16 protein-coding genes are annotated in these 20,732 nt (G+C 62.0%); 10 read left to right on the plus strand and 6 right to left on the minus strand.

Features of this window, described 5'->3' with window-relative positions:
* The 4 genes from P3C29_RS03335 to P3C29_RS03350 all read left to right on the plus strand — a co-directional run bounded on the left by P3C29_RS03335 (position 1) and on the right by P3C29_RS03350 (position 4,581).
* On the plus strand, positions 1 to 1,725 hold the full coding sequence (locus tag P3C29_RS03335) for a putative 2-aminoethylphosphonate ABC transporter permease subunit (protein WP_201125626.1): 1,725 nt from the start codon (positions 1 to 3) through the stop codon (positions 1,723 to 1,725).
* 23 nt (positions 1,726 to 1,748) lie between these two features.
* Entirely contained in the window at positions 1,749 to 2,774 is a 1,026-nt protein-coding gene (locus P3C29_RS03340; protein WP_010167772.1) for a putative 2-aminoethylphosphonate ABC transporter substrate-binding protein, read from the plus strand.
* A 128-nt stretch (positions 2,775 to 2,902) separates the two neighbouring features.
* Positions 2,903 to 4,027, plus strand: coding sequence for a TIGR03364 family FAD-dependent oxidoreductase (locus P3C29_RS03345; RefSeq protein ID WP_275963903.1), 1,125 nt, complete (start codon positions 2,903 to 2,905; stop codon positions 4,025 to 4,027).
* Positions 4,027 to 4,581 (plus strand): phosphonate degradation HD-domain oxygenase, encoded by a 555-nt coding sequence (locus tag P3C29_RS03350; protein ID WP_275963904.1) that lies wholly within the window; start codon positions 4,027 to 4,029, stop codon positions 4,579 to 4,581. The genes P3C29_RS03345 and P3C29_RS03350 overlap by 1 nt, the downstream gene beginning before the upstream one ends.
* Here P3C29_RS03350 and P3C29_RS03355 read toward each other — a convergent pair.
* Positions 4,578 to 5,951: a DUF3482 domain-containing protein gene (locus P3C29_RS03355; RefSeq protein ID WP_275963905.1), complete on the minus strand. Its 1,374-nt coding sequence runs from the start codon at positions 5,949 to 5,951 to the stop codon at positions 4,578 to 4,580. The two genes, P3C29_RS03350 and P3C29_RS03355, sit on opposite strands and share 4 nt — an antisense overlap.
* Complete coding sequence (locus P3C29_RS03360) at positions 5,944 to 7,323, minus strand: DUF2868 domain-containing protein (RefSeq protein WP_275963906.1); 1,380 nt, start codon at positions 7,321 to 7,323, stop codon at positions 5,944 to 5,946. Before P3C29_RS03360 ends, P3C29_RS03355 begins: the two co-directional genes overlap by 8 nt.
* Positions 7,324 to 7,413: 90 nt before the next feature.
* On the opposite strand from P3C29_RS03360, the gene P3C29_RS03365 reads away from it, so the two are divergent.
* Positions 7,414 to 7,926 carry a dihydrofolate reductase gene (locus tag P3C29_RS03365; protein WP_010167763.1) on the plus strand — a complete coding sequence of 171 codons (513 nt, stop codon included), beginning with the start codon at positions 7,414 to 7,416 and terminating at the stop codon, positions 7,924 to 7,926.
* A 95-nt stretch (positions 7,927 to 8,021) separates the two neighbouring features.
* On the opposite strand, the gene P3C29_RS03370 is transcribed toward P3C29_RS03365, so the two are convergent.
* The gene (locus tag P3C29_RS03370; protein WP_010167761.1) at positions 8,022 to 9,413 is read right to left on the minus strand and encodes an L-cystine transporter; all 1,392 of its coding nucleotides are present in this window, start codon (positions 9,411 to 9,413) and stop codon (positions 8,022 to 8,024) included.
* 241 nt (positions 9,414 to 9,654) lie between these two features.
* Here P3C29_RS03370 and P3C29_RS03375 point away from each other — a divergent pair, with 241 nt between their 5' ends.
* From P3C29_RS03375 to P3C29_RS03390, 4 genes are all read left to right on the plus strand, one after another.
* On the plus strand, positions 9,655 to 10,713 hold the full coding sequence (locus P3C29_RS03375) for a phosphorylcholine phosphatase (protein WP_010167760.1): 1,059 nt from the start codon (positions 9,655 to 9,657) through the stop codon (positions 10,711 to 10,713).
* A gap of 211 nt (positions 10,714 to 10,924) precedes the next feature.
* Positions 10,925 to 11,458: an RNA polymerase sigma factor gene (locus P3C29_RS03380; protein WP_010167759.1), complete on the plus strand. Its 534-nt coding sequence runs from the start codon at positions 10,925 to 10,927 to the stop codon at positions 11,456 to 11,458.
* Positions 11,455 to 12,402: a FecR family protein gene (locus P3C29_RS03385; RefSeq protein WP_275963908.1), complete on the plus strand. Its 948-nt coding sequence runs from the start codon at positions 11,455 to 11,457 to the stop codon at positions 12,400 to 12,402. Before P3C29_RS03380 ends, P3C29_RS03385 begins: the two co-directional genes overlap by 4 nt.
* 132 nt (positions 12,403 to 12,534) lie before the next feature.
* Positions 12,535 to 14,982, plus strand: coding sequence for a TonB-dependent receptor (locus P3C29_RS03390; RefSeq protein WP_275963909.1), 2,448 nt, complete (start codon positions 12,535 to 12,537; stop codon positions 14,980 to 14,982).
* Between the two features lie 55 nt (positions 14,983 to 15,037).
* Here the strand turns inward: P3C29_RS03390 and ilvD are convergent, their stop codons facing one another.
* The 3 genes from ilvD to P3C29_RS03405 form a co-directional block, all read right to left on the minus strand.
* Complete coding sequence (gene ilvD / locus P3C29_RS03395; protein ID WP_010167756.1) at positions 15,038 to 16,879, minus strand: dihydroxy-acid dehydratase; 1,842 nt, start codon at positions 16,877 to 16,879, stop codon at positions 15,038 to 15,040.
* Between the two features lie 260 nt (positions 16,880 to 17,139).
* Positions 17,140 to 18,333 (minus strand): MFS transporter, encoded by a 1,194-nt coding sequence (locus P3C29_RS03400; RefSeq protein WP_275963910.1) that lies wholly within the window; start codon positions 18,331 to 18,333, stop codon positions 17,140 to 17,142.
* A 199-nt stretch (positions 18,334 to 18,532) separates the two neighbouring features.
* Complete coding sequence (locus P3C29_RS03405; RefSeq protein WP_003213799.1) at positions 18,533 to 19,729, minus strand: class I SAM-dependent rRNA methyltransferase; 1,197 nt, start codon at positions 19,727 to 19,729, stop codon at positions 18,533 to 18,535.
* 188 nt (positions 19,730 to 19,917) lie between these two features.
* Here P3C29_RS03405 and P3C29_RS03410 point away from each other — a divergent pair, with 188 nt between their 5' ends.
* Positions 19,918 to 20,730 (plus strand): HDOD domain-containing protein, encoded by an 813-nt coding sequence (locus P3C29_RS03410; protein WP_201126246.1) that lies wholly within the window; start codon positions 19,918 to 19,920, stop codon positions 20,728 to 20,730.
* Positions 20,731 to 20,732 lie beyond the last annotated feature (2 nt).

Consider the following 20,732-nt stretch of genomic DNA (forward strand, 5'->3'; position numbering starts at 1 on the left):
ATGGCCCGCGATATGACTCTGCCGATACCCGATAACGTGGCTCGTCAGGTTTCCCGTGCCGAGTTTGGCGACCGTATTTTCGTCGTCGGCGGCAAACTGCTCTGGCTGTGCCTGTTGGGCGTGGCGGTACTGATGCCGCTGCTGGCGATCTTCTGGCGCGGTTTCAGCAGTGAAGCCGGGCAGGGCGGCGGCCTGGTGGCGGCGCGGGAGTTGGTCACCAGCGATAACTTCCACTGGCTGCTCGGTAACAGCCTGAAGGTTTCCGTCAGCGTGGCGGCCATCGTCGTACCGCTGGCTTACCTGTTTGCCTACGCCCTGCAACGCACGTTGATTCCCGGCAAGGCGATCTGGCGCGGGATGTCGTTGCTGCCGTTGATGGCGCCGTCGATGCTGCCGGGGATTGCACTGGTCTACCTGTTCGGTAACCAGGGCATGCTGCGCGGCCTGCTGTCGGACAACATCTACGGCTTCTGGGGCATCGTGCTCGGTGAAGTGATCTACACCTTTCCCCATGCCTTGATGATTTTGTTGTCGGCGCTTTCCCTGGCGGATGCGCGATTGTTCGATGCGGCATCGAGCATGGGCGCCAGCCCGTCCCGGGCGTTTCGCAGCATCACCTGGCCCGCAACGCGCCAGGCAGTCTTCGCCGCGTTTTGCCTGGTGTTTACCCTGACCATCACCGACTTTGGCGTGCCTGTGGTAGTGGGCGGCGACTACCAAGTGCTGGCGCTGGAAGCCTACAAGGCGGTGGTCGGCCAGCAGCAATTTGGCCGCGGAGCCTTGATTGGTATGGTCCTGCTGCTGCCGGCGCTGTTCAGCTTCGGTGTGGACGCCTGGCTGCGCCGTCGTCATGGCGACTCCATGAGCGGCCGCGCCCAGGTGTTCCAGCCGGCGCCGTCGAAGCTGCGGGATGGCTGCTACCTGGCCATCGTCCTGCTGATCTGCGCGAGCCTGCTGCTGGTGTTCGGCATGGCGGTCTACTCATCGCTGGTGAAGTTCTGGCCCTACAACCTGTCGCTGTCGCTGGCCCACTACCAGTTCGAGGACACGGCCGGCGGCGGTTGGCTGGCCTATCGCAACAGCATCACCATGGCCCTGTGCACTGCATTGATCGGCAGCGTGCTGATCTTCACCGGTGCCTACCTGATGGAAAAAACCAAGGGCCAGAAGGGCCTGAACCTGGCGCTGCGCATGCTCAGCTTCGTGCCGATGGCGGTGCCGGGGTTGGTGCTGGGCCTGGGCTACGTGTTCTTTTTCAACCTCAACGGCAACCCGCTGCATGTGTTCTACGGCACCATGACCCTGTTGGTGGTGTGCACCATTGCTCACTATTTGACCACCGCACAAATGACCGCCACCACGGCCCTGCGCCAGCTGGACGCCGAGTTCGAAGCCGCCGCGCTGTCGCTGAAGGCGCCGCTGTACCGCCATTACCTGCGCGTCACCGTGCCGATCTGCCTGCCGGCGCTGCTGGACATCGTGCGCTACCTGTTCGTGTCGGCGATGACCACCGTTTCCGCCGCGATCTTCCTCTACAGCCCCGACACCATCCTCGCCGCCGTCGCCGTGTTGAACATGGACGACGCCGGCAACGTGGGCGGTGCGGCGGCCATGTCGACCCTGATTCTGTTCACCTCGGCGGGCGTGTCCTTGCTGCTGGCGTGGGCCTCACGCGGCTTGTTGCGCCGCTCCCAGGCCTGGCGCCAAACCGCGCCCGGCCAATAACTCACCCATAAAGGAACTGCACCATGTTCAAGCCCCTGGCGTTAGCCGCTGCTGTGCTCACTGCGTTCAGCCTGAATGCCTTTGCCGCCAAGACCGAGTTGACCGTGTACACGGCCCTCGAAGCCGAGCAACTGAAGACCTACAAACAGGCCTTCGAAAAGGCTAACCCGGACATCGATATCAAATGGGTGCGCGATTCCACCGGCATCATCACCGCCAAGCTGCTGGCCGAAAAAGCCCGCCCGCAGGCTGACGTGGTGTGGGGCCTGGCGGCTTCCAGCCTGGCGATTCTCGACCAGCAGGGCATGCTGCAAAACTACGCGCCGAAGGACTTGGGCAAGATCGGCGCGAACTACCGTGACGCCGCCAATCCACCGGCCTGGGTGGGTATGGACGTGTGGGCGGCGACCATCTGCTTCAACACCGTCGAAGCCGAAAAGCAGGGCCTGAGCAAGCCGGTGAGCTGGCAAGACCTGACCAAGCCCGAGTACAAAGGCAAGATCGTGATGCCCAACCCGGCCTCGTCCGGCACCGGTTTCCTTGACGTCAGCGCCTGGTTGCAGACCTTCGGCGAGAAGCAGGGCTGGCAGTACATGGACGACCTGCACCAGAACATCGGCCAGTACGTTCACTCCGGTTCCAAGCCGTGCAAGCTGGCGGCATCGGGTGAATTCCCGATCGGCATTTCCTTCGAGTACCCGGCCGTTCAGTTGAAACGCCAGGGCGCACCGCTGGACATCATCCTGCCGAAAGAAGGCCTGGGCTGGGACATCGAAGCCACCGCCGTGATCAAAGGCACCGCCCACGCGGACGCGGCACAGAAACTCGCCGACTTCTCCGCAAGCCCGGCGGCGATGGAGTTGTACAAGGAAAACTTCGCGGTACTGGCCCAGCCGGGTATTGCCAAGCCGCAGACCGAATTGCCGGCGGATTACGAGCAGCGGTTGATCAAGAACGACTTCGCCTGGGCCTCGAAAAACCGCGACAGCATCCTGACCGAATGGCGCAAGCGCTATGACGGCAAGTCGGAAAAGGTTGCCGGCCAGTAAGCATTTCATTGGGGCTGACGGCCTCATCGCGGGCAAGCCCGGCTCCCACATTTTGATTTGTGAACACATTCAAAAATGTGGGAGCGGGCTTGCTCGCGAAGGCGGTCTCAAATTCAGGACATCACTTCATGACACAACTGCTGATCATCGGCGCCGGCATCCTCGGCCTGTCCCACGCCTACGCGGCCGCCAAACGCGGCCTCAAGGTCAAGGTCTTCGAGCGTAGCGCCACGCCACTGGGCGCTTCGGTGCGCAACTTCGGCCAAGCCCTGGTCACCGGCCAGCCGCCCGGGCCGATGCTCGACCTGGCGCGGGAAAGCCACGATATCTGGGGCCAATGGGCACAACTGGCGGGTATTCAGCTCAAGCGCAACGGCTCCTACCTGTTCGCCCGCACCGAAGCCGAAGAGCACCTGCTTGAAGCCTTCTGCGCCGGGCGTGCCCAGGAGCACGGTTATCGCGTCGAGTTGCTGCAAGGCGCCGCCCTGGGCGACCTGTACGGTGGCCAGTTCAAGCATCACCGCGCCGCCCTCCATGGCCTGGACGATCAACAACTGTATTCCCGCGAAGCCCTCCCGGCGCTGATCAACTACCTGAGCCGCGAACTCAGCGTGGAGTTTCACTTCTCCACCCTGGTGCGCGACATCGAGCCCGGCCAGGTGCACACCACTGCCGGTTCCTTTCGCGGTGAGCAGATCATTGTCTGCTCCGGCCACGACTACCAGACGTTACTGGCCGAGCAGATCGCCGAACTCAACCCGCAAATCTGCCGCCTGCAAATGCTGCGCGCCCGGCCACAGGTGGAGTTGAACCTGCAACACGCCCTGCTGACCGGGCTCAGTTGCGTGCACTACGGTGCCTTCGCCGACTTGCCGGAAGCCGCGCCGGTGCAGGCCGAAATCCTGCGGGACGTCCCGCACCTGCATGAAAACGGCATCCACCTGTTGATCAGCCCAACGCCTTATGGCGAGCTGATCATCGGTGATTCGCACCATTACGGCAGCGATCCATCGCCATTCAACGCCGAACAGGTGGACAACTGGATGATCGAACTGGCCGAACACACCCTGGGCTGCAAGATCCAGGTCGTGGAGCGCTGGCAGGGCGTCTATGGTACCCGTGGGCCGGGGCCGTTTTCGTTCCTGCGGGCGGCGCCGGGGGTGAGTGCGGCGTTGATGCACACCGGTGTGGGCATGAGCGTCGGGCCGGCGATGGCCGAGCGCAATATCACAGAGCTGTGGGGGAATGCGTGATGAACGCTGAACAGGCAATCACCGAAGTCTTTGGCTTATACGAACAACATGGCACCGCCGACTACATCGGTGAACCGGTGTCGCAGATCGAGCACATGTCCCAGGCCGCGCAGTTGGCCATGGCTGAAGGCTTCGATGATGAAGTGGTGTTGGCGGCGTTCTTCCACGATATCGGGCACATCTGCGGTCAAGGTGGCGAGAACATGGGCGGTTATGGCGTGGTCAGCCATGAACGGCTGGGCGCCGACTTCCTGCGCCGGGCAGGCTTCAGCGAACGCATGGCCAAACTCGTGGAGTACCACGTGCAGGCCAAGCGTTACCTGACCTTCAGCCAGCCGGATTACTACGCGCGCTTGAGCGAAGCCAGCCGTCGCACCCTGGGTTACCAGGGCGGTGTGATGACGGCCGAAGAAGCCCGGGCGTTTGAGCAGGACCCGCTATGCGAGGTCAGTCTGCGCATGCGCCACTGGGATGAACAGGCCAAGGAAATGCACGTGCCGCTGCTGGACCTTGAAGTGTTGAAGTCCAAGGCCCGGCAGCTGTTGGCCGCTTAGGTCTCGTCGAGGCGCTGGGCCAGGGCTTCGATCTGTTCCTGGCGCTCGGCCTGGCTCAACTTGGGGTGCGGGTTGAGGGACGACCATTGCGGATGGGCACGGGCCTTGTTCAGGGCTTCCGGTAGCTTGCCTTCGCGCCAGGTCTTGTCTTGAGGCGTGTCGACCTTGATGCTGTGGATTGCCGCATGGCCCCGCAGGCTCAGGGCCTTGAGCAGTTGCCGCTGGCGCAGGGCCAACAGGCGTAGCACTCTGTCGTCAACGGTCAGCTCGCGTTGGCCCTTGATCTTGCCCAGCAGGCGGTTGCCGTAACTGCGGGCGGTTTGCAGGGCGCCACCGGCGATGGCTCCGGCGAGGGCGGCGGCGCCGAGGGTCAGGCCGCCCACGAGTAAGTCCACGCCTGCACCGGCTGCGGCGCCGGCCGCGATGCCGCCGCCGACCCGCACGCCCAGTTGCTTGAGGGTTTCGGGGTTGAACAGGTCATCGCCCCAACGGCCGTCCAGCAGCGGCAAGTCGCTGGCGGCGGCATCTTGCGGGCGGAAGCCGAACAGCTTGAGCAAGGCTTCCACGCAACGCTGTTCGCGCTGGCGCACGGCTTTGCGCAGTTCACTGATGGCGTGTTGTTCCACGTCGGCTTCGCTGACCACGCTGCGGCGGCAGGCGGCGCAGTCGATCAGCAGTTCGGCGATCAGGCGTGCAGCGCTTTGCTGGCGAGCCTGGCGCTGGGCTTCCTGGTCGAGGATCAGCCGCTCCAGTTGCCCACGGGCGTTTTCCAGCAGCAGGGCGAGGCTTTCATACAGGCGGCGCTCGCCGTCTTCCGGTGGCGCGACGCTGTCGAAACGCACCAGTGCGTGCAGGCCGAGGCGGGCCAAGGCTTCGCGCCAGTCCGGCTCGCGGTGGTCGGCGCTGCTGACAAAATTGAGCACCGGCAGCAGCGGTTTCCCGCAACTGGCCAGCACTTGCAGCTCATCGCGGTACTTGGCCAGCACCGGTTCTCTTGCATCAATCACATACAGCCCGGCGTCGGACGCCAGCAGTTGGCGCAGCACCTTGGCTTCCTGTTCGAAACGTTGCCGGGCTTCACTGCCCTCCAGGAAGCGCGCGAGTCGTGCCGGGCCGTCGAGGCGTTCGCCGGGGCGATCCAGGCGTTCCAGGTAGTCGAGCAGGGCGATGGCGTCTTCCAGGCCGGGCGTGTCGTACAGCTCCAGCAACGCTTCGCCGTCCACCGACAGGCGTGCGCCCTCGACATGCCGGGTGGTGCTGGGCCGATGGGAGACCTCACCGAAACCCACGTCGCGTGTCAGGGTGCGCAGCAACGAGGTCTTGCCGACGTTGGTGTGGCCGACCACCGCAAGTTTCAGGGGCTTAGTCATGACCGGTCTCCAGCCACGTGAGCGGCGCGCAATCGGCGAATGGAATCTCCAGCTGTTGCAGTGCTGTGTGCCAATCACCCAGGCGTTCTGCGTCCAGGGCTTGGCCGGCCGGCGCTTGCAGCAGCCAGACCCGGGTAGCCGTGGCGCTGCGGGCCAGTTCGGCGATCAGCGCGAGGCTGCCGCGATCCGGCGAGCGGCGTGGGTCGCAGGCGATGGCCAGGCGTGCGGGCGGGAAGCGAGTRAGCTGTTCCAGCAGCTTGTTGCGGGATTCGCGGCTGTCGAGGATGCCCGCGTCCTTGACGCTGGTCGGGAGCTTCGGCGGCCACGGGCGTTGGTCATCGAGTTCGATGGCTACCAACAGGGCGCCATCGCTTTCCAGTTCACTGACGCCGCCGGTCACGTGGTGCAGCTGTTCGGGCGCCGCATCGTTGACCCCAAGCCGCTCGCTGCTGGGCATCAGCCGTTCACGCAGTTGGCTGTAACCGGGCAGGTTAAGGTCGAGGCTCAAGCCTGCGCGCCCGCGTTTCCAGCGCCACAGGCACAGCAGCGCGAGGACCAGCCGCGGCAGGATGCCGTACACCAGCAGCACGCCCACCAGCCAGGCGGCCCAGGCCTGGCGGGCGCTTTCGATATTCAGGGCGGCATCGCCGCTGGCGCGGATCATCTCGACAGTGGGCACGTTGAAGCCCAGCAAGGCGGGCAGGGCGCCGAGGGTTTGGGTCACGGCGACAAAGGTGTCGGCCTGCAGAATGGTGGTTTCCCAGACGAAGCCGTAGCGCCGGGTGGCCAGCAGCGTCAGCAGGATCACCATGGCGCTGAGCAGGGCCAGCAACCACAGGCTGTTGACCAGCACACCCACCGCCCAGCGATTAAGCTTGCGCCGTTGCAGCATCAGCAGCAGGGCCGGCGCCAGTTGCGCGGCCTTGGCGTCGCGGGCAAGTTTTTCGCTGAGCCATAACCACAGGCGGCCAAGGCTGGCGCTGTGTTCACCGGCAAACAGCAGGCCCAGGGCCCAGCTCAACAGCAGGATCAGGTTCAAACCCAGCAGGCTACCCAGGGCCCAGAACACATTCACCGGCACCAGGCCGTTGCCCAGCGCGGCAAAGGCCAGCCCGGCGCCGCTGAGAATGGCGAACACTGCCAGCAGGATCAGCGCCAGGCGCGCGCCTTGCAGCCAACGGAGCAGCGCAGCGGTGAGGCCATCGCGCTCGGCCAGCCACAGCGCACGGTTTTGGATGCGCGTGGGCAAGTCACCGCCGGTGCTGCGGGCCAGGCGATTGGCTTCCTGGTCTTCCAGCGCGCCCGCGTGTTCCTCGCGCAGGCGCACGGTTTCGGTCAGCCAGAGTCTTTGCAGGGGGTTCAGAGCTGTCACGCGTCGTCCTGTTGAGCCAGTGAGCCTGGAGCATAACCGCTCAAACGCCGGTTGGGGTATGCCGCGCGCGGCTCTGGTATTCTCGTCGCCATGAAAAAAACTCTCCCTTTAAGCCTGATCGCAGCCCTCGGTGAAAACCGTGTGATCGGCGTCGACAACAGCATGCCCTGGCATTTGCCGGGGGATTTCAAATATTTCAAGGCCACCACCTTGGGCAAGCCGATCATCATGGGGCGCAAGACCTGGGATTCCCTGGGTCGACCGTTACCGGGCCGGTTGAACATTGTGGTCAGCCGTCAGACCGATCTGGCGCTGGAAGGTGCGGAAGTTTTTCCGTCCCTTGATGCGGCAGTAGAGCGGGCTGAGGAATGGGCCAAGGCGCAGGGCGTGGATGAGCTGATGCTGATCGGCGGCGCGCAGTTGTATGCGCAGGGGCTTGCGCAGGCGGATCGCCTGTATTTGACGCGCGTGGCGTTGAGCCCGGAAGGCGATGCGTGGTTTCCCGAGTTTGATTTGAACCAGTGGAAGCTGGTGTCGAATGTCGAGAATGCGGCTGAGGGTGACAAGCCGGCGTACAACTTTGAGGTTTGGGAAAAAGCCTAAAAGCATCGCCGGCAAGCCGGCTCCTACAGTTAACCGGGTTGTTTTAAAGAACACGGTCCAAATGTAGGAGCCGGCTTGCCGGCGATAGCGGTCTGTCAGGCCTGCGCCAACTCCGCATGCTCATCCGCATTCAACAGCTCTTTATCCGTCTGCTGCATGATCTGGCTGGTAATCGCCCCCGCCGTCATCGAACCGTTCACGTTCAGTGCCGTACGGCCCATGTCGATCAGCGGCTCAACGGAAATCAGCAACGCCACCAGTGACACCGGCAAGCCCATCGCCGGCAGCACGATCAGCGCGGCAAACGTCGCACCGCCGCCCACACCCGCCACGCCGGCAGAACTCAAGGTCACAATCGCCACCAGCGTCGCGATCCACAGCGGATCCAGCGGGTTGATGCCCACCGTCGGCGCAACCATCACCGCCAGCATCGCCGGGTAAAGCCCTGCGCAACCGTTCTGGCCAATCGTTGCGCCAAACGAGGCGGCAAAACCGGCGATGGATTGCGGAATCCCCAAACGACGGGTCTGCGCTTCAATGCTCAGCGGGATGCTCGCGGCGCTGGAACGGCTGGTGAAGGCAAAGGTCAGCACCGGCCAGACCTTGCGGAAAAACCGCAGCGGGTTGATCCCGGCCAGGGACAGCAGCAGGCCATGCACCACAAACATCAGGCCCAGGGCCAGGTACGAGACCACGACAAAACTGCCGAGCTTGATGATGTCTTGCAGGTTGGAGCTGGCGACCACCTTGGTCATCAGCGCCAATACGCCGTACGGGGTCAGCTTCATCACCAGGCGCACCAGGCGCATTACCCAGGCTTGCAGGGTGTCGATGGCGTTGAGGACCTTCTGGCCTTTTTCCACGTCATCCTTGAGCAGTTGCAGCGCGGCAACCCCGAGGAATGCAGCAAAGATCACCACACTGATAATCGACGTCGGCTTGGCCCGGGCCAGGTCGGCGAACGGGTTCTGCGGGATGAACGACAGCAGCAGTTGCGGGATATTCAGGTCGGCAACCTTGCCCGCGTAATCACTCTGGATCACTTGCAGGCGCGCCATTTCCTGAGTGCCGGCCACCAGGCCTTCGGCGGTGAGGCCGAACAGGTTGGTCAGGCCGATACCGATCAGCGCGGCGATCGCTGTGGTGAACAGCAGCGTGCCGATGGTCAGGAAGCTGATCTTGCCCAGGGACGAGGCGTTATGCAGGCGAGCCACGGCGCTGAGGATCGAGGCGAACACCAGCGGGATCACGATCATTTGCAGCAACTGCACGTAACCGTTGCCGACCAGGTCGAACCAGCCGATCGAGGCCTTGAGTACCGGGTTGCCGGCACCGTAAATCGCGTGCAGCACCACACCGAAGATCACGCCGAGTACCAACGCAAACAACACCTTCTTGGCGAGGCTCCAGTGGGTTCGGCGGGTTTGTGCCAGGCCCAGCAACAGGGCCACGAACACCAGTAAGTTGAGAATCAGGGGCAGATTCATTGAAGCTCCGTTGAGAAGACAGCCAATCGCGTGAGCCTGCGATTGCGAACCGGCAAGCCTAACAGCTTGAAATATATTGATTTAATAACGTTATCGCATGTCGACTGTCGTTTTTGGAATAAGCGAGTGACGCCCAGGCGTATGGCGTTGGCGCGATCACGACGAAAGCGGTCGCGCTCGGGCGATAACTGTCACACAGATTTGTTAGCGTCGATGTCTTTCACTCAGGGAGAAAACGCACATGAAGCTAGCGCCGAAACTGTTTGCCGCCGCGCTGTGCCTGGGCCTTGCGAGCCAGGCCTTTGCCGCCACCGAGTTGAAACATTGGCCGGCGGCTGCCGCCAAGCAACTGGACACGATGATTGCCGCCAATGCCAACAAGGGCAACTTCGCGGTGTTCGACATGGACAACACCAGTTACCGCTACGACCTTGAAGAATCGTTGCTGCCGTACCTGGAAAACAAGGGCCTGATCACCCGCGACACCATGGACCCTTCCCTGAAGCTGATCCCGTTCAAAGACACCGCCGACCATAAGGAAAGCCTGTTCAGCTACTACTACCGCCTGTGCGAAGTCGACGACATGGTGTGCTACCCATGGGTCGCGCAGATTTTCTCCGGCTTCACCCTCAAGGAACTCAAGGGCTACGTCGACGAGATGATGGCGTCGGGCAAGCCGGTGCCGGTCACCTACTACGAAGGTGATGTGGTCAAGAACATGGAAGTGCAGCCGCCGAAAGTCTTTACCGGCCAGGCTGAACTGTTCAACAAGCTGATGGAAAACGGCATTGAGGTCTACGTGATGACCGCCGCGTCCGAGGAACTGGTACGCATGGTCGCGGCCGATCCGAAGTACGGCTACAACGTCAAACCCGAGAACGTCATTGGTGTGACCACCCTGCTGAAAGACCGCAAGACCGGCGAGCTGACCACCGCACGCAAACAGATTGCCGCCGGCAAGTATGACGAGAAGGCCAACCTCGGCCTGGAACTGACCCCGTACCTGTGGACCCCGGCCACCTGGATGGCCGGCAAGCACGCGGCCATCCTGACCTATATCGACGAGTGGAAAAAACCGGTGATCGTCGGTGGCGACACGCCAAGCAGTGACGGCTACATGCTGTTCCATGACGTGGATGTGGCCAAGGGCGGCATTCACCTGTGGGTCAACCGCAAGGACAAATACATGACCCAGCTTAACGGCATGATGGCCAAGCACGCTGCGGCCCAGGCCAAGGAAGGGTTGCCGGTGACCGCGGATAAAAACTGGGTGATCGTCAAGCCGGACGAAATTCAGTAATACCGAGGCGTGGCCATCGCAGGCAAGTCAGCTCCCACATCGACCGAGTTCGCTCAGGCAACTCGGTCGATGTGGAAGCCGGGCTTGCCCGCGATGAGGCCATCAGCAGCACAGCAAAACCCCAGCAAAAATAGATATCAATTGCGAACCAATCTCATCCTCTGCTAGCGTGCGCACTTCCTGAACATCCCGTTCTTCTCAAGGTAGTGCTGTGCTCTCCTGGAATTCTCAGATCGCGCGCCTGTTTGCGGAGCAGAAGAAGGCCCTCGAAGCCTTTGTCACTCGCCGCACCGGCAGCGCCCAGGTGGCCGCCGACCTGACCCAGGAATCGTTCCTGCGCCTGGCCCGGCTGGACTCCGGCGAGAAGATCGACAACCTCCCGGCGTTCCTCTTCACCATCGCCAGCAATCTGGTGCGCGACCATCAGCGCCAGGCCATCCGCCGTGAGCGCCTGGATGCCGGCGAGCCCAGTGAAGAACTGCCCTGCAGCAGCCCAGGTGCCGACGAGCAATTGGCCGCCTATCAACAGGAGCAACTGATGCAGGATGCGATCCTGGCGCTGCCCGAAGCGACTCGGCAGATCTTCCTGCTCTATCATGTCGACGAACTTTCCTACCGCGAGATTGGCGAACGTCTGTCGATCACCCCGCGCAGTGTGGAATACCAATTGCGTCGGGCCTTGATCGAATGCCGTGCCTTTATCAAGGCGCGACTGGCCTGTGATGAACAAGGACGCCGGTCATGATCGCCGCACCCACTGCCGACGAGTTGTTTGCCGAAGCGTCCGGCTGGTATTTCCGGCTCCAGGCCGACGACGTTACGGCGGCCGAAATCGAGGCGTTTTCCGCCTGGCTGGGACAGGGCGCCGCCCAGGATGATGCGTGGCAGGAAGTCCAGGCGATGCTGGGCGGCCTGCGCGAACCGGCGCGGCTGATTCGCCGGGCCGAGCAAGCCGCCTGGCGCAAGCCGGTACGGCGTTGGGCATATGCTGCCGCGATGCTTTTGGCGGTCGGCCTGACGTTGCAAAACACGCCATGGCTGGATCGCCTGCGGGCCGACTATGCCACCGGCACTGGTGAATCGCGCACGGTCGAACTGGCGGACGGCTCGCAACTGCAACTCAACACTGACAGCGCTGTGCAGGTCCGCATGAGTGCCGGTGAACGTCAGATTCGTCTGCTGCGAGGCGAAGGTTTTTTCAGCGTGACCAAGGATCCCTCACGGCCCTTCGTGGTGCAATCCGGCGATGGCTGGGTGAAGGTGGTGGGTATGCAATTCAGTGTTGCCCGCCGTGAGGCGCAGACTCAGGTGCAGGTCGCCCAAGGCAAGGTTCAGGTCAGTTCCGGCGTGGGTGAGCCGGTGTACCTGGAGCCGGGTCGTGCGGTGGAATATCAGGATCAACGCCTGACCGCGGTCCACCCATTCGACCCCGCCAGCGGTTTTGCCTGGCGCCAGCGGCAACTGGTGTTTCGCCAGCAGCCACTGTCTGACGTGGTTGCCGAATTGAATCGCTACTGGCCCGGCAAGACGCTGGTGCTCGGCGACGCGTTGCGTGACCGCGTGGTGTCCGGCGTGTTCGAGATCGACAAGCCGGACGCCGTCATCAAGGCGCTGGAATACACGCTCAACCTGCGCGCCGAGCATTACACCCCGTATTTATTGGTGTTGCGTGAAGGCAAGGCGTCCTAGCCGAATCTTTTTCAAAAAACTTTCAGGGTTTCTCCCCAAGCCGTCGTCCTTGATCACTGAGGCGTAAATAATAAGCACTCTCAAATAGTGCGGCGCCCGTTCACTGACTTTTTGCACCGGGGAGCACCATCCATGGCACACCGATTTGCCGCACGGCCCTTGCTGACGCTGGCCATTTCCTTGGCTTGCGGCACCGCGCCGTTGTACCTGCAGGCCGCCGAGAGCACGCAGGCCCAGACCTACCGCTTCGATATCCAGGAGCAAAGCCTGGACGGCGCGTTGGCGGCGTTTTCGGCGGTGACGCGGCTTCAGGTGTTGGTGCCCAGCGAGTTGACGCAGGGGCTGCTGTCGCCCGGGGTGAGTGGCAATCTGGGGCAACGGGATGCCCTGGGGAGGTTGCTTGCGGGGACGGGGTTGAGTGCGGCATTTATCAACGCCGATACCGTGACCCTGGAAAAGCGTGTGTCATCAGGCACAGCCCTTGAAGTGGGTGCCACCACCATCAGCGCCGAGCACCTTGGCGCTACAACCGAAGGCACCGGCTCCTACACCACCGGCGCGGTGACCCTCGGCAAGGGCGAACAGAAACTCAAGGACATCCCGCAATCGGTCAGCGTCATGACCCGCAAGCAGATGGATGACCAGAACACCACCAAGCTCTCCGAAGTGGTCAAGCGCACCCCGGGCCTGACAGCGACCAAATCTCCCGGCCCCGGCATGTTCATCTTCTCCCGAGGGTTCGAGGTAGGCACCCTGCAATACGACGGTGTGGGCATCCCGCGTAACACCTACGCGCTGGGCAGCTACCTCACTGAAAACATGGCGATCTACGACCGGGTAGAGACCCTGCGCGGCCCGGCTGCCTTGCTACAGGGCGCCAACAGCCCCGGCGGCACCATGAACCTGGTGCGCAAGCGCGGGCAGGCGGCGCCGACGGTTACCATCACCGCCAAGGCAGGCTCCTGGGATCACTACGGCACACAGGTTGACGCCGGTGGCCCGCTGAATGCCGAGGGCACCTTGCGCGGCCGGTTTGTGGCGGATTACGACACCACCAATTCCTTCGTCGACTACGCGGGCAGCTGGAACCAGACGGTCTATGCCGCCGTCGACTATGACTTCACCCCTGACACCACCGTCGGCGTGGGCATCAGCAACCAGAAAGGCCACGCCCGCCCGAATTTCATGTCGCTGCCACGCTATGCCAATGGCAGCGATATCGGCTTGCCACGCTCGACGTTTGTGGGGGCCAGCTGGAACCGCAACGTCAATAACCAGACCCAGGTGTTTGCCGATATCGAGCATCGCTTCAACGATGACTGGAAAGTGAAGGCCGCCCTCGTGGCCATGGATGAACACAACGACGCGACCTACCAGGCGACGTGGGACACCATCCCCAACCCCGGTGACATCGGCACCGTGCGTTACGTGGACTGGGTCACTGACTTCAACACCAAGAGTCGCGGTGTGGACGTGTATGTCGACGGCAAGTTCGAAGGCCTGGGTTTGCGCCAGGAGATGGTACTGGGCGCCAACTATTCCAAACTCACCACGGATGATTTCTGGGCGCGCGCGGCAACCCCGGGTGCGGACATCTTCAACATCGACCACAACCGGCCGCAGCGCGACAGGAACCAGTTGTTCCAGGCCGGGAACGCGACAAAGAGCTGGTATGACATTCGCCAGAAGGGAATCTATGGCACCTGGCGCGTCCAAGTACTGGACCCGCTGACGTTGATCCTCGGTGCGCGCACCAGTTGGTATGACTATTCCTACAAGGACGAGAGCGGTGCCAAAGGTGTGTACGGTGATCCGACCAGCAGCACCACGCAAAGCAATGGCCACGTCACGCCCTACGCCGGCCTGGTCTATGCGCTCAACGACCAATGGTCGGCCTACGCCAGCTATACCGACGCCTTTGAGCCCCAAACCAACCTGACCACTTCATTGACTGTGCTCAAGCCCATTGAGGGCCAGAACTACGAACTGGGCCTGAAGGGCGAACTGGCTGACGGCCGGCTTAATACGTCGTTCGCTATCTTCCGCTATGACCAGGAAAATCGTGCGGCTCAAGACCTGCAAGGCGGCAAAGCCTGTGGCGGCTGGTACTGCTCGCTCGCGTCCGGCAAGGTCCGCAGCCAGGGCTTTGAAGCGACCTTGAGCGGTGAAGTGTTGCCTGGCCTGCAACTGGTCTCCAGCTACACCTACAACACCACCAAATTCCTCAAGGACGACACCTACGAAGGCAAGATCTTCAGCACCTGGACCCCTAAACACCTGCTCAAGGTGTGGGGCGATTACCAGTTGCCGGGCGATTGGGAGAAAGTCAGCGTCGGCGCCGGCGTCACCGCGCAAAGCAGCACCGTCGCCTATGACCGCACGTTCAGTGTGCCGGGCAACGCGCTGTGGGATTCGCGGGTGGCCTACAAGATCAACCAGGAATTCACCGTGGCGGCGAACCTGAACAATATGTTCGACAAGAAGTACTACATCCCTGCGTACAACGCGAACTGGGGCAGCAACTACTATGGCGATCCGCGCAACGTCATGTTCACCATGACCTACACGCCGCAATTCTGATTCGAGCAGGCAAAAAAATGCCCCGCACCTGGCGGGGCATTTTTATGGGCGAGGCTTACAGGCCGTCCAGCATCGCCTTGTTACGCACAGCACCCTTGTCGGCGCTGGTGGCCAGCAGGGCGTAAGCCTTCAGCGCGGTGGTGACTTTGCGCGGACGCTTTTCCACCGGCTTCCAGCCTTTCTTGTCCTGCTCAACCCGGCGGGCCGCCAGTTCTTCATCGCTGATCAACAGGTTGATCGAACGGTTCGGAATGTCGATCAGCACTTTGTCGCCATCCTGCACCAGGCCGATGGCACCGCCCGCAGCGGCTTCCGGCGAAGCGTGGCCGATGGACAGGCCCGAAGTACCGCCCGAGAAACGGCCGTCGGTGAGCAAGGCGCAGGCTTTGCCCAGGCCTTTGGATTTCAGGTACGACGTCGGGTAGAGCATCTCTTGCATGCCCGGGCCGCCTTTCGGGCCTTCGTAGCGGATGATGACGATGTCGCCTTCTTTCACTTCGTCCGCGAGGATGCCGCGTACCGAGCTGTCCTGGCTTTCGTAGATCTTGGCGCGGCCTTCGAACACGTGGATCGACTCGTCCACGCCGGCGGTTTTCACCACGCAGCCATCGAGGGCGATGTTGCCGTACAGCACGGCCAGGCCGCCTTCCTGGGAGTAGGCGTGCTCGACGCTGCGGATGCAGCCGTTTTCACGGTCGTCGTCGAGGGTGTCCCAACGGGTCGACTGGCTGAACGCGGTCTGCGTCGGGATGCCGGCAGGGCCTGCCTTGAAGAAGGTATGCACGGCTTCGTCGTCAGTCTGGGTGATGTCCCACTTGGCGATGCCTTCGGCGATGGATTTGCTGTGCACGGTCGGCAGGTCGGTGTGCAACAGGCCGCCGCGGGCCAGAGAGCCAAGGATCGAGAAGATCCCGCCGGCGCGGTGCACGTCTTCCATGTGGTACTTCTGGATGTTCGGCGCGACTTTGCACAGTTGCGGCACGTGACGGGACAGACGGTCGATGTCCCGCAGGTCGAAGTCGATCTCGGCTTCCTGTGCGGCGGCCAGCAAGTGCAGGATGGTGTTGGTGGAACCGCCCATGGCGATGTCCAGGGTCATGGCGTTCTCGAACGCCTTGAAGTTGGCGATGTTGCGCGGCAACACCGACTCATCGTTCTCGGTGTAGTAACGCTTGCACAGCTCGACGATGGTCCGGCCGGCCTGCAGGAACAGTTGCTCGCGGTCGCTGTGGGTGGCCAGTGTCGAGCCGTTGCCCGGCAAGGCCAGCCCTAAGGCTTCTACCAGGCAGTTCATCGAGTTGGCGGTGAACATGCCGGAGCACGAACCGCAGGTCGGGCAGGCGCTGCGCTCGTATTCCGCGACCTTCTCGTCAGAAGCGCTGGAATCGGCGGCGATAACCATGGCGTCCACCAGGTCGAGGCCGTGGGAGGCGAGCTTGGTCTTGCCGGCTTCCATCGGGCCACCGGAGACGAAGATCACCGGGATGTTCAGGCGCAGGGCGGCCATCAGCATGCCGGGGGTGATCTTGTCGCAGTTGGAAATGCACACAATGGCGTCGGCGCAGTGGGCGTTGACCATGTATTCCACGGAGTCGGCGATGATCTCGCGGCTCGGCAGGGAATACAGCATGCCGTCATGGCCCATGGCGATGCCGTCGTCCACGGCGATGGTGTTGAATTCCTTGGCTACACCGCCGGCGCGTTCGATCTCGCGGGCGACCAGTTGGCCCAGGTCCTTGAGGTGGACGTGGCCGGGTACGAACTGGGTGAACGAGTTGGCAATCGCGATGATCGGCTTCTTGAAGTCGTCATCTTTCATCCCCGTGGCGCGCCACAGAGCGCGGGCGCCGGCCATGTTGCGGCCGTGGGTGGATGTTTTCGAGCGGTAATCTGGCATGGAACACTCCGGGCGGCTAATCAGGTGCTAAAGGGGAAGTGAGCTTCTATTGACGTCTGGAACACTCAGAAAATGGCCGTGTGTCCGGAAGTTGCCTCAAACGCTGCGGGATCGCCGTGCGCATTGGCCTTGAGCTCATAAACCCGCCGGGGGATGACTGGCGATGAATAGGTCCGATTCTACACCGCTGGCGGCCGGAGGGAATGGCCGCGAGCGTGTAGATAGCGCTTACGAGACGTGTGGGTGTGCAAGTTTCACGGTCAGCGACCGACTCGGGCGTTCGTCACCACACCCCAGACGCTGAACACGATGAAGCTGATGGCGATGGTCATCAGCAGGTTGCTTCCCGCTTGGGCGAGCGCGGCGCTGCTGACGGCGGCGGTGATGAACATGATGCTGTTGCCGGCCGAGGCTGCGGTGCCGGCGCTGCTGGAGAACAGCAGCATGGCCGCGGAAATCGCGGCTGGGCGGACCAGAGTCACGGCCAGGGCGCTGATCAGCATCGGGATGAGCAGGCTGATGGTGGTCATGGCCTCATAGCGGATGATCAGCGCCAGCAGCACGCCGGCGACGCCGAGCAGGACCAGGCCAATGTTGATTTGCCGCGTGAGGGAGATATGTTTTTGCAAGGCGCTCGCCGCAACGCCACCCAGCAGATAGGCGATGCCGTACACCATCAGTACCACCGCGTACTGGTATTCGGACAGCTTCAACTCATCCATGAATATCAGCGGCGTCACGCTGATCAAGGCGAAGTAACAGGCGAACACCAACGCGGCGATCCACCAATAGCGGATGAAGTCCCGATTCCCGGCGATGGATTTCAGCGTGGCGATGATCGAGACGCGCGCTCTTTCAGGGCTGGCGGCCTTGGACGGCAATATCAGCCAGGCGTGGATAAACATGCCCAGCGCCATTACCGCAAACCCGTAGAAGCTGCCCTGCCAATCGAATGTGGTTTGCAGCCACGAACCCAAGAGCGGCGACAGCGCAACAAACGATCCGCTCAAGGTCATGTAATAGATACGGATGCGGGCGCGGTCCTGTTCTTCGAACAGGTCTTCCACCAGTGCATGGCCGAGTACAAAAAAGCCACAACCAATGGCCTGGACGGCGCGAAACAGCAGGAAGCTCGGGTAGCTGGTTGCGAGTGCGCAGCCGATCGAGCCGAGGGTGGAAACAACGATGCATCCCAGCAGGACTTCCTTGCGTCCGAATTTGTCTGAAAGCGGGCCGGCGATCAGTTGGGAAATCGCAAATACCAGGGTGAACAAACTGATGGATAAGGCGACCTCGGCGGTTGAAGTGTCGAACTTCACGGCCAGGGCAGGAAAGGAGGGCAGCAGGATATTGATCGGGAAAAAGCTGATCAGGGAGATGCAGGTGATGAGGACGAAGCGCGAGAATTGTTGGCGTTTTACGTCGCCATTGGGCTGGGCGTAGGACTCAGACATTGTTGTTGTTTTCCGGAGTGAAACCAGAAACCGATACTAGTCTGCGAAAAATGGAATTCAATCAAAACCGTTGCGGGAAGCTATATGGACTTGTGTGGGAGCCGGGCTTGCCCGCGATGCAAGCACCTCGGTATGTCAGATACCCTGCGGTGATGCTATCGCAGGCAAGCCAGCTCCCACATTTGGTCCGCGATGTTACTTAGCTATTCGGCAACAACCGGCAAGTAATGCTCTTGATATACCGGGTCTCGGCAATCGCCGGGTGCACCGGGTGATCCGGGCCCTGGCCGCCGCGTTCCAGCATCTGGATATTGCGGTCCAGGTGACGGGCGCTGGTCAGCAGGATGTTTTGCAGGTCATCTTCCGGCAAGTGCATGGAGCACGAAGCGCTGACCAGGATGCCGTCCTTGCTGAGCAGGCGCATGGCTTGCTCGTTCAGGCGGCGGTAGGCGCCTTCGCCGTTCTTCATGTCTTTCTTGCGCTTGATGAAGGCCGGTGGGTCGGCCACGATCACGTCGAAACGCTCTTCGCTGGCTTTCAGCTCTTTGAGGGCTTCGAACACGTCGCCTTCGATGCAGGTCATCTTCTCGGCAACACCGTTCAGTGCCGCGTTGCGCTCAACACCGTCGAGGGCGAAGGCCGATGCGTCGACGCAGAACACTTCACTGGCGCCGAAGGCCGCGGCTTGCACGCCCCAGCCGCCGATGTAGCTGTACAGGTCGAGTACGCGCTTGCCTTTGGCATATGGGGCCAGGCGGGCGCGGTTCATGCGGTGGTCGTAGAACCAGCCGGTTTTCTGGCCCTGGATGACCGGGGCTTCGAACTTCACGCCGTTTTCTTCGAGGGCAACCCACTCCGGCACCAGGCCGAATACGGTTTCGACGTAGCGGTTGAGGCCTTCGGCATCACGGGCGGCAGAGTCGTTCTTGAACAGAATACCGCTTGGCTTGAGCACTTGGGTCAGTGCGGCGATCACGTCTTCTTTATGGGCTTCCATGGTCGCCGAAGCGATCTGCACCACCAGAATGTCGCCGAAACGGTCGACTACCAGGCCCGGCAACAGGTCGGAATCGCCGTACACCAGACGGTAGAACGGCTTGTCGAACAGGCGGTCACGCAGGGACAGGGCCACGTTGATGCGGTGCACCAGCAGCGATTTGTCCAGCGGCAGCTTGATGTCGCGCGACAGCAGACGGGCGCAGATCAGGTTGTTCGGGCTCATGGCCACGATGCCGAGGGTCTTGCCGCCGGCGGCTTCCAGGATCGCCTGGTCGCCTGCCTGGAAGCCGTGAAGAGGTGTGGCGGCCACGTCGATTTCGTTGCTGTAGACCCACAGGTGGCCGTTGCGCAAACGACGATCGGCGTTGGCTTTGAGACGCAGGCTTGGCAGGGACATGACGTCGCTCCGGAAAAAAGAGCGGGAGTATACCGTGTTGCGTAGGAAATGACCGCGCCGCCGGATGTGCGGGGAGGTGTCGGCCAATGCTTTATAAAGGTTAGAATCGCCGCCTAGTCCAGAGTGTGCCCCCTATGTCCCAAGAGCTATCCGCCGAACAGATCCAACAGAGCCTTCAAGGCATCAGTGTGCCGCCTCAACCGCAAATCATGGTGGATTTGCAGATGGAGCAGTACATGCCCGACCCGGACCTGGAAGTGATTGCCCGGTTGATCGGCCAGGACCCGGGCCTCTCCGGCTCGCTGCTGAAAATCGTCAACTCGCCGTATTACGGGCTGAGCAACAAGATTGTCTCGATCCAGCGCGCAGTGAACCTGCTGGGCAGCCGTTCGATCGTCAACCTGATCAACGCCCAGTCGATCAAGGGCGAGATGAGCGACGACACCATCGTCACCCTCAACCGTTTCTGGGACACCGCCCAGGACGTGGCCATGACGTGCCTGGCCCTGGCCAAGCGCACCGGCAGCCAGGCCGTCGATGAAGCCTACGCATTGGGGCTGTTCCACGATTGCGGCGTGCCGTTGATGCTCAAGCGTTTCCCCAATTACATGAGCGTGCTGGAAGAGGCCTATGCCAGCGCCGGCCCTGAATGCCGCGTGGTTGATACCGAGAACCGGGTGTTCAACACCAACCATGCCGTGGTGGGTTACTACACCGCCAAATCCTGGCGCCTGCCGGAGCATGTGACCGACGCCATTGCCAATCACCACAATGCGCTGGCGATTTTCAGCGACGAGTCCAACCAGAAGCCGCAGCTGAAAAACCTGCTGGCGATCCTGAAAATGGCCGAGCACATTTGTGCGTCCTACCGCGTGCTGGGTAATCAGGTGGATGACCATGAGTGGAACGCCATCGGCCCGCTGGTGCTGGACCATATCGGCCTGTCGGACTACGACTTCGAAAGTTTGAAGTTGTCGATCCGCGAGCTGGGCGCGCACTGACC

The sequence above is a fragment of the Pseudomonas sp. 1912-s genome (genome assembly GCF_029269205.1).
In the GTDB taxonomy this organism is placed as follows: domain Bacteria; phylum Pseudomonadota; class Gammaproteobacteria; order Pseudomonadales; family Pseudomonadaceae; genus Aquipseudomonas.

What these genes read in the sequence shown, in the direction of transcription:
- P3C29_RS03385 (WP_275963908.1), top strand. Translation starts at nt 11,455, where the DNA reads ATGATCGCCGCACCCACTGCCGACGAGTTGTTTGCCGAAGCGTCCGGC.
- P3C29_RS03405 (WP_003213799.1), bottom strand. Translation starts at nt 19,729, where the DNA reads ATGTCCCTGCCAAGCCTGCGTCTCAAAGCCAACGCCGATCGTCGTTTG.
- P3C29_RS03400 (WP_275963910.1), bottom strand. Translation starts at nt 18,333, where the DNA reads ATGTCTGAGTCCTACGCCCAGCCCAATGGCGACGTAAAACGCCAACAA.
- P3C29_RS03390 (WP_275963909.1), top strand. Translation starts at nt 12,535, where the DNA reads ATGGCACACCGATTTGCCGCACGGCCCTTGCTGACGCTGGCCATTTCC.
- P3C29_RS03345 (WP_275963903.1), top strand. Translation starts at nt 2,903, where the DNA reads ATGACACAACTGCTGATCATCGGCGCCGGCATCCTCGGCCTGTCCCAC.
- ilvD (WP_010167756.1), bottom strand. Translation starts at nt 16,879, where the DNA reads ATGCCAGATTACCGCTCGAAAACATCCACCCACGGCCGCAACATGGCC.
- P3C29_RS03375 (WP_010167760.1), top strand. Translation starts at nt 9,655, where the DNA reads ATGAAGCTAGCGCCGAAACTGTTTGCCGCCGCGCTGTGCCTGGGCCTT.
- P3C29_RS03335 (WP_201125626.1), top strand. Translation starts at nt 1, where the DNA reads ATGGCCCGCGATATGACTCTGCCGATACCCGATAACGTGGCTCGTCAG.
- P3C29_RS03365 (WP_010167763.1), top strand. Translation starts at nt 7,414, where the DNA reads ATGAAAAAAACTCTCCCTTTAAGCCTGATCGCAGCCCTCGGTGAAAAC.
- P3C29_RS03340 (WP_010167772.1), top strand. Translation starts at nt 1,749, where the DNA reads ATGTTCAAGCCCCTGGCGTTAGCCGCTGCTGTGCTCACTGCGTTCAGC.
- P3C29_RS03350 (WP_275963904.1), top strand. Translation starts at nt 4,027, where the DNA reads ATGAACGCTGAACAGGCAATCACCGAAGTCTTTGGCTTATACGAACAA.
- P3C29_RS03370 (WP_010167761.1), bottom strand. Translation starts at nt 9,413, where the DNA reads ATGAATCTGCCCCTGATTCTCAACTTACTGGTGTTCGTGGCCCTGTTG.
- P3C29_RS03355 (WP_275963905.1), bottom strand. Translation starts at nt 5,951, where the DNA reads ATGACTAAGCCCCTGAAACTTGCGGTGGTCGGCCACACCAACGTCGGC.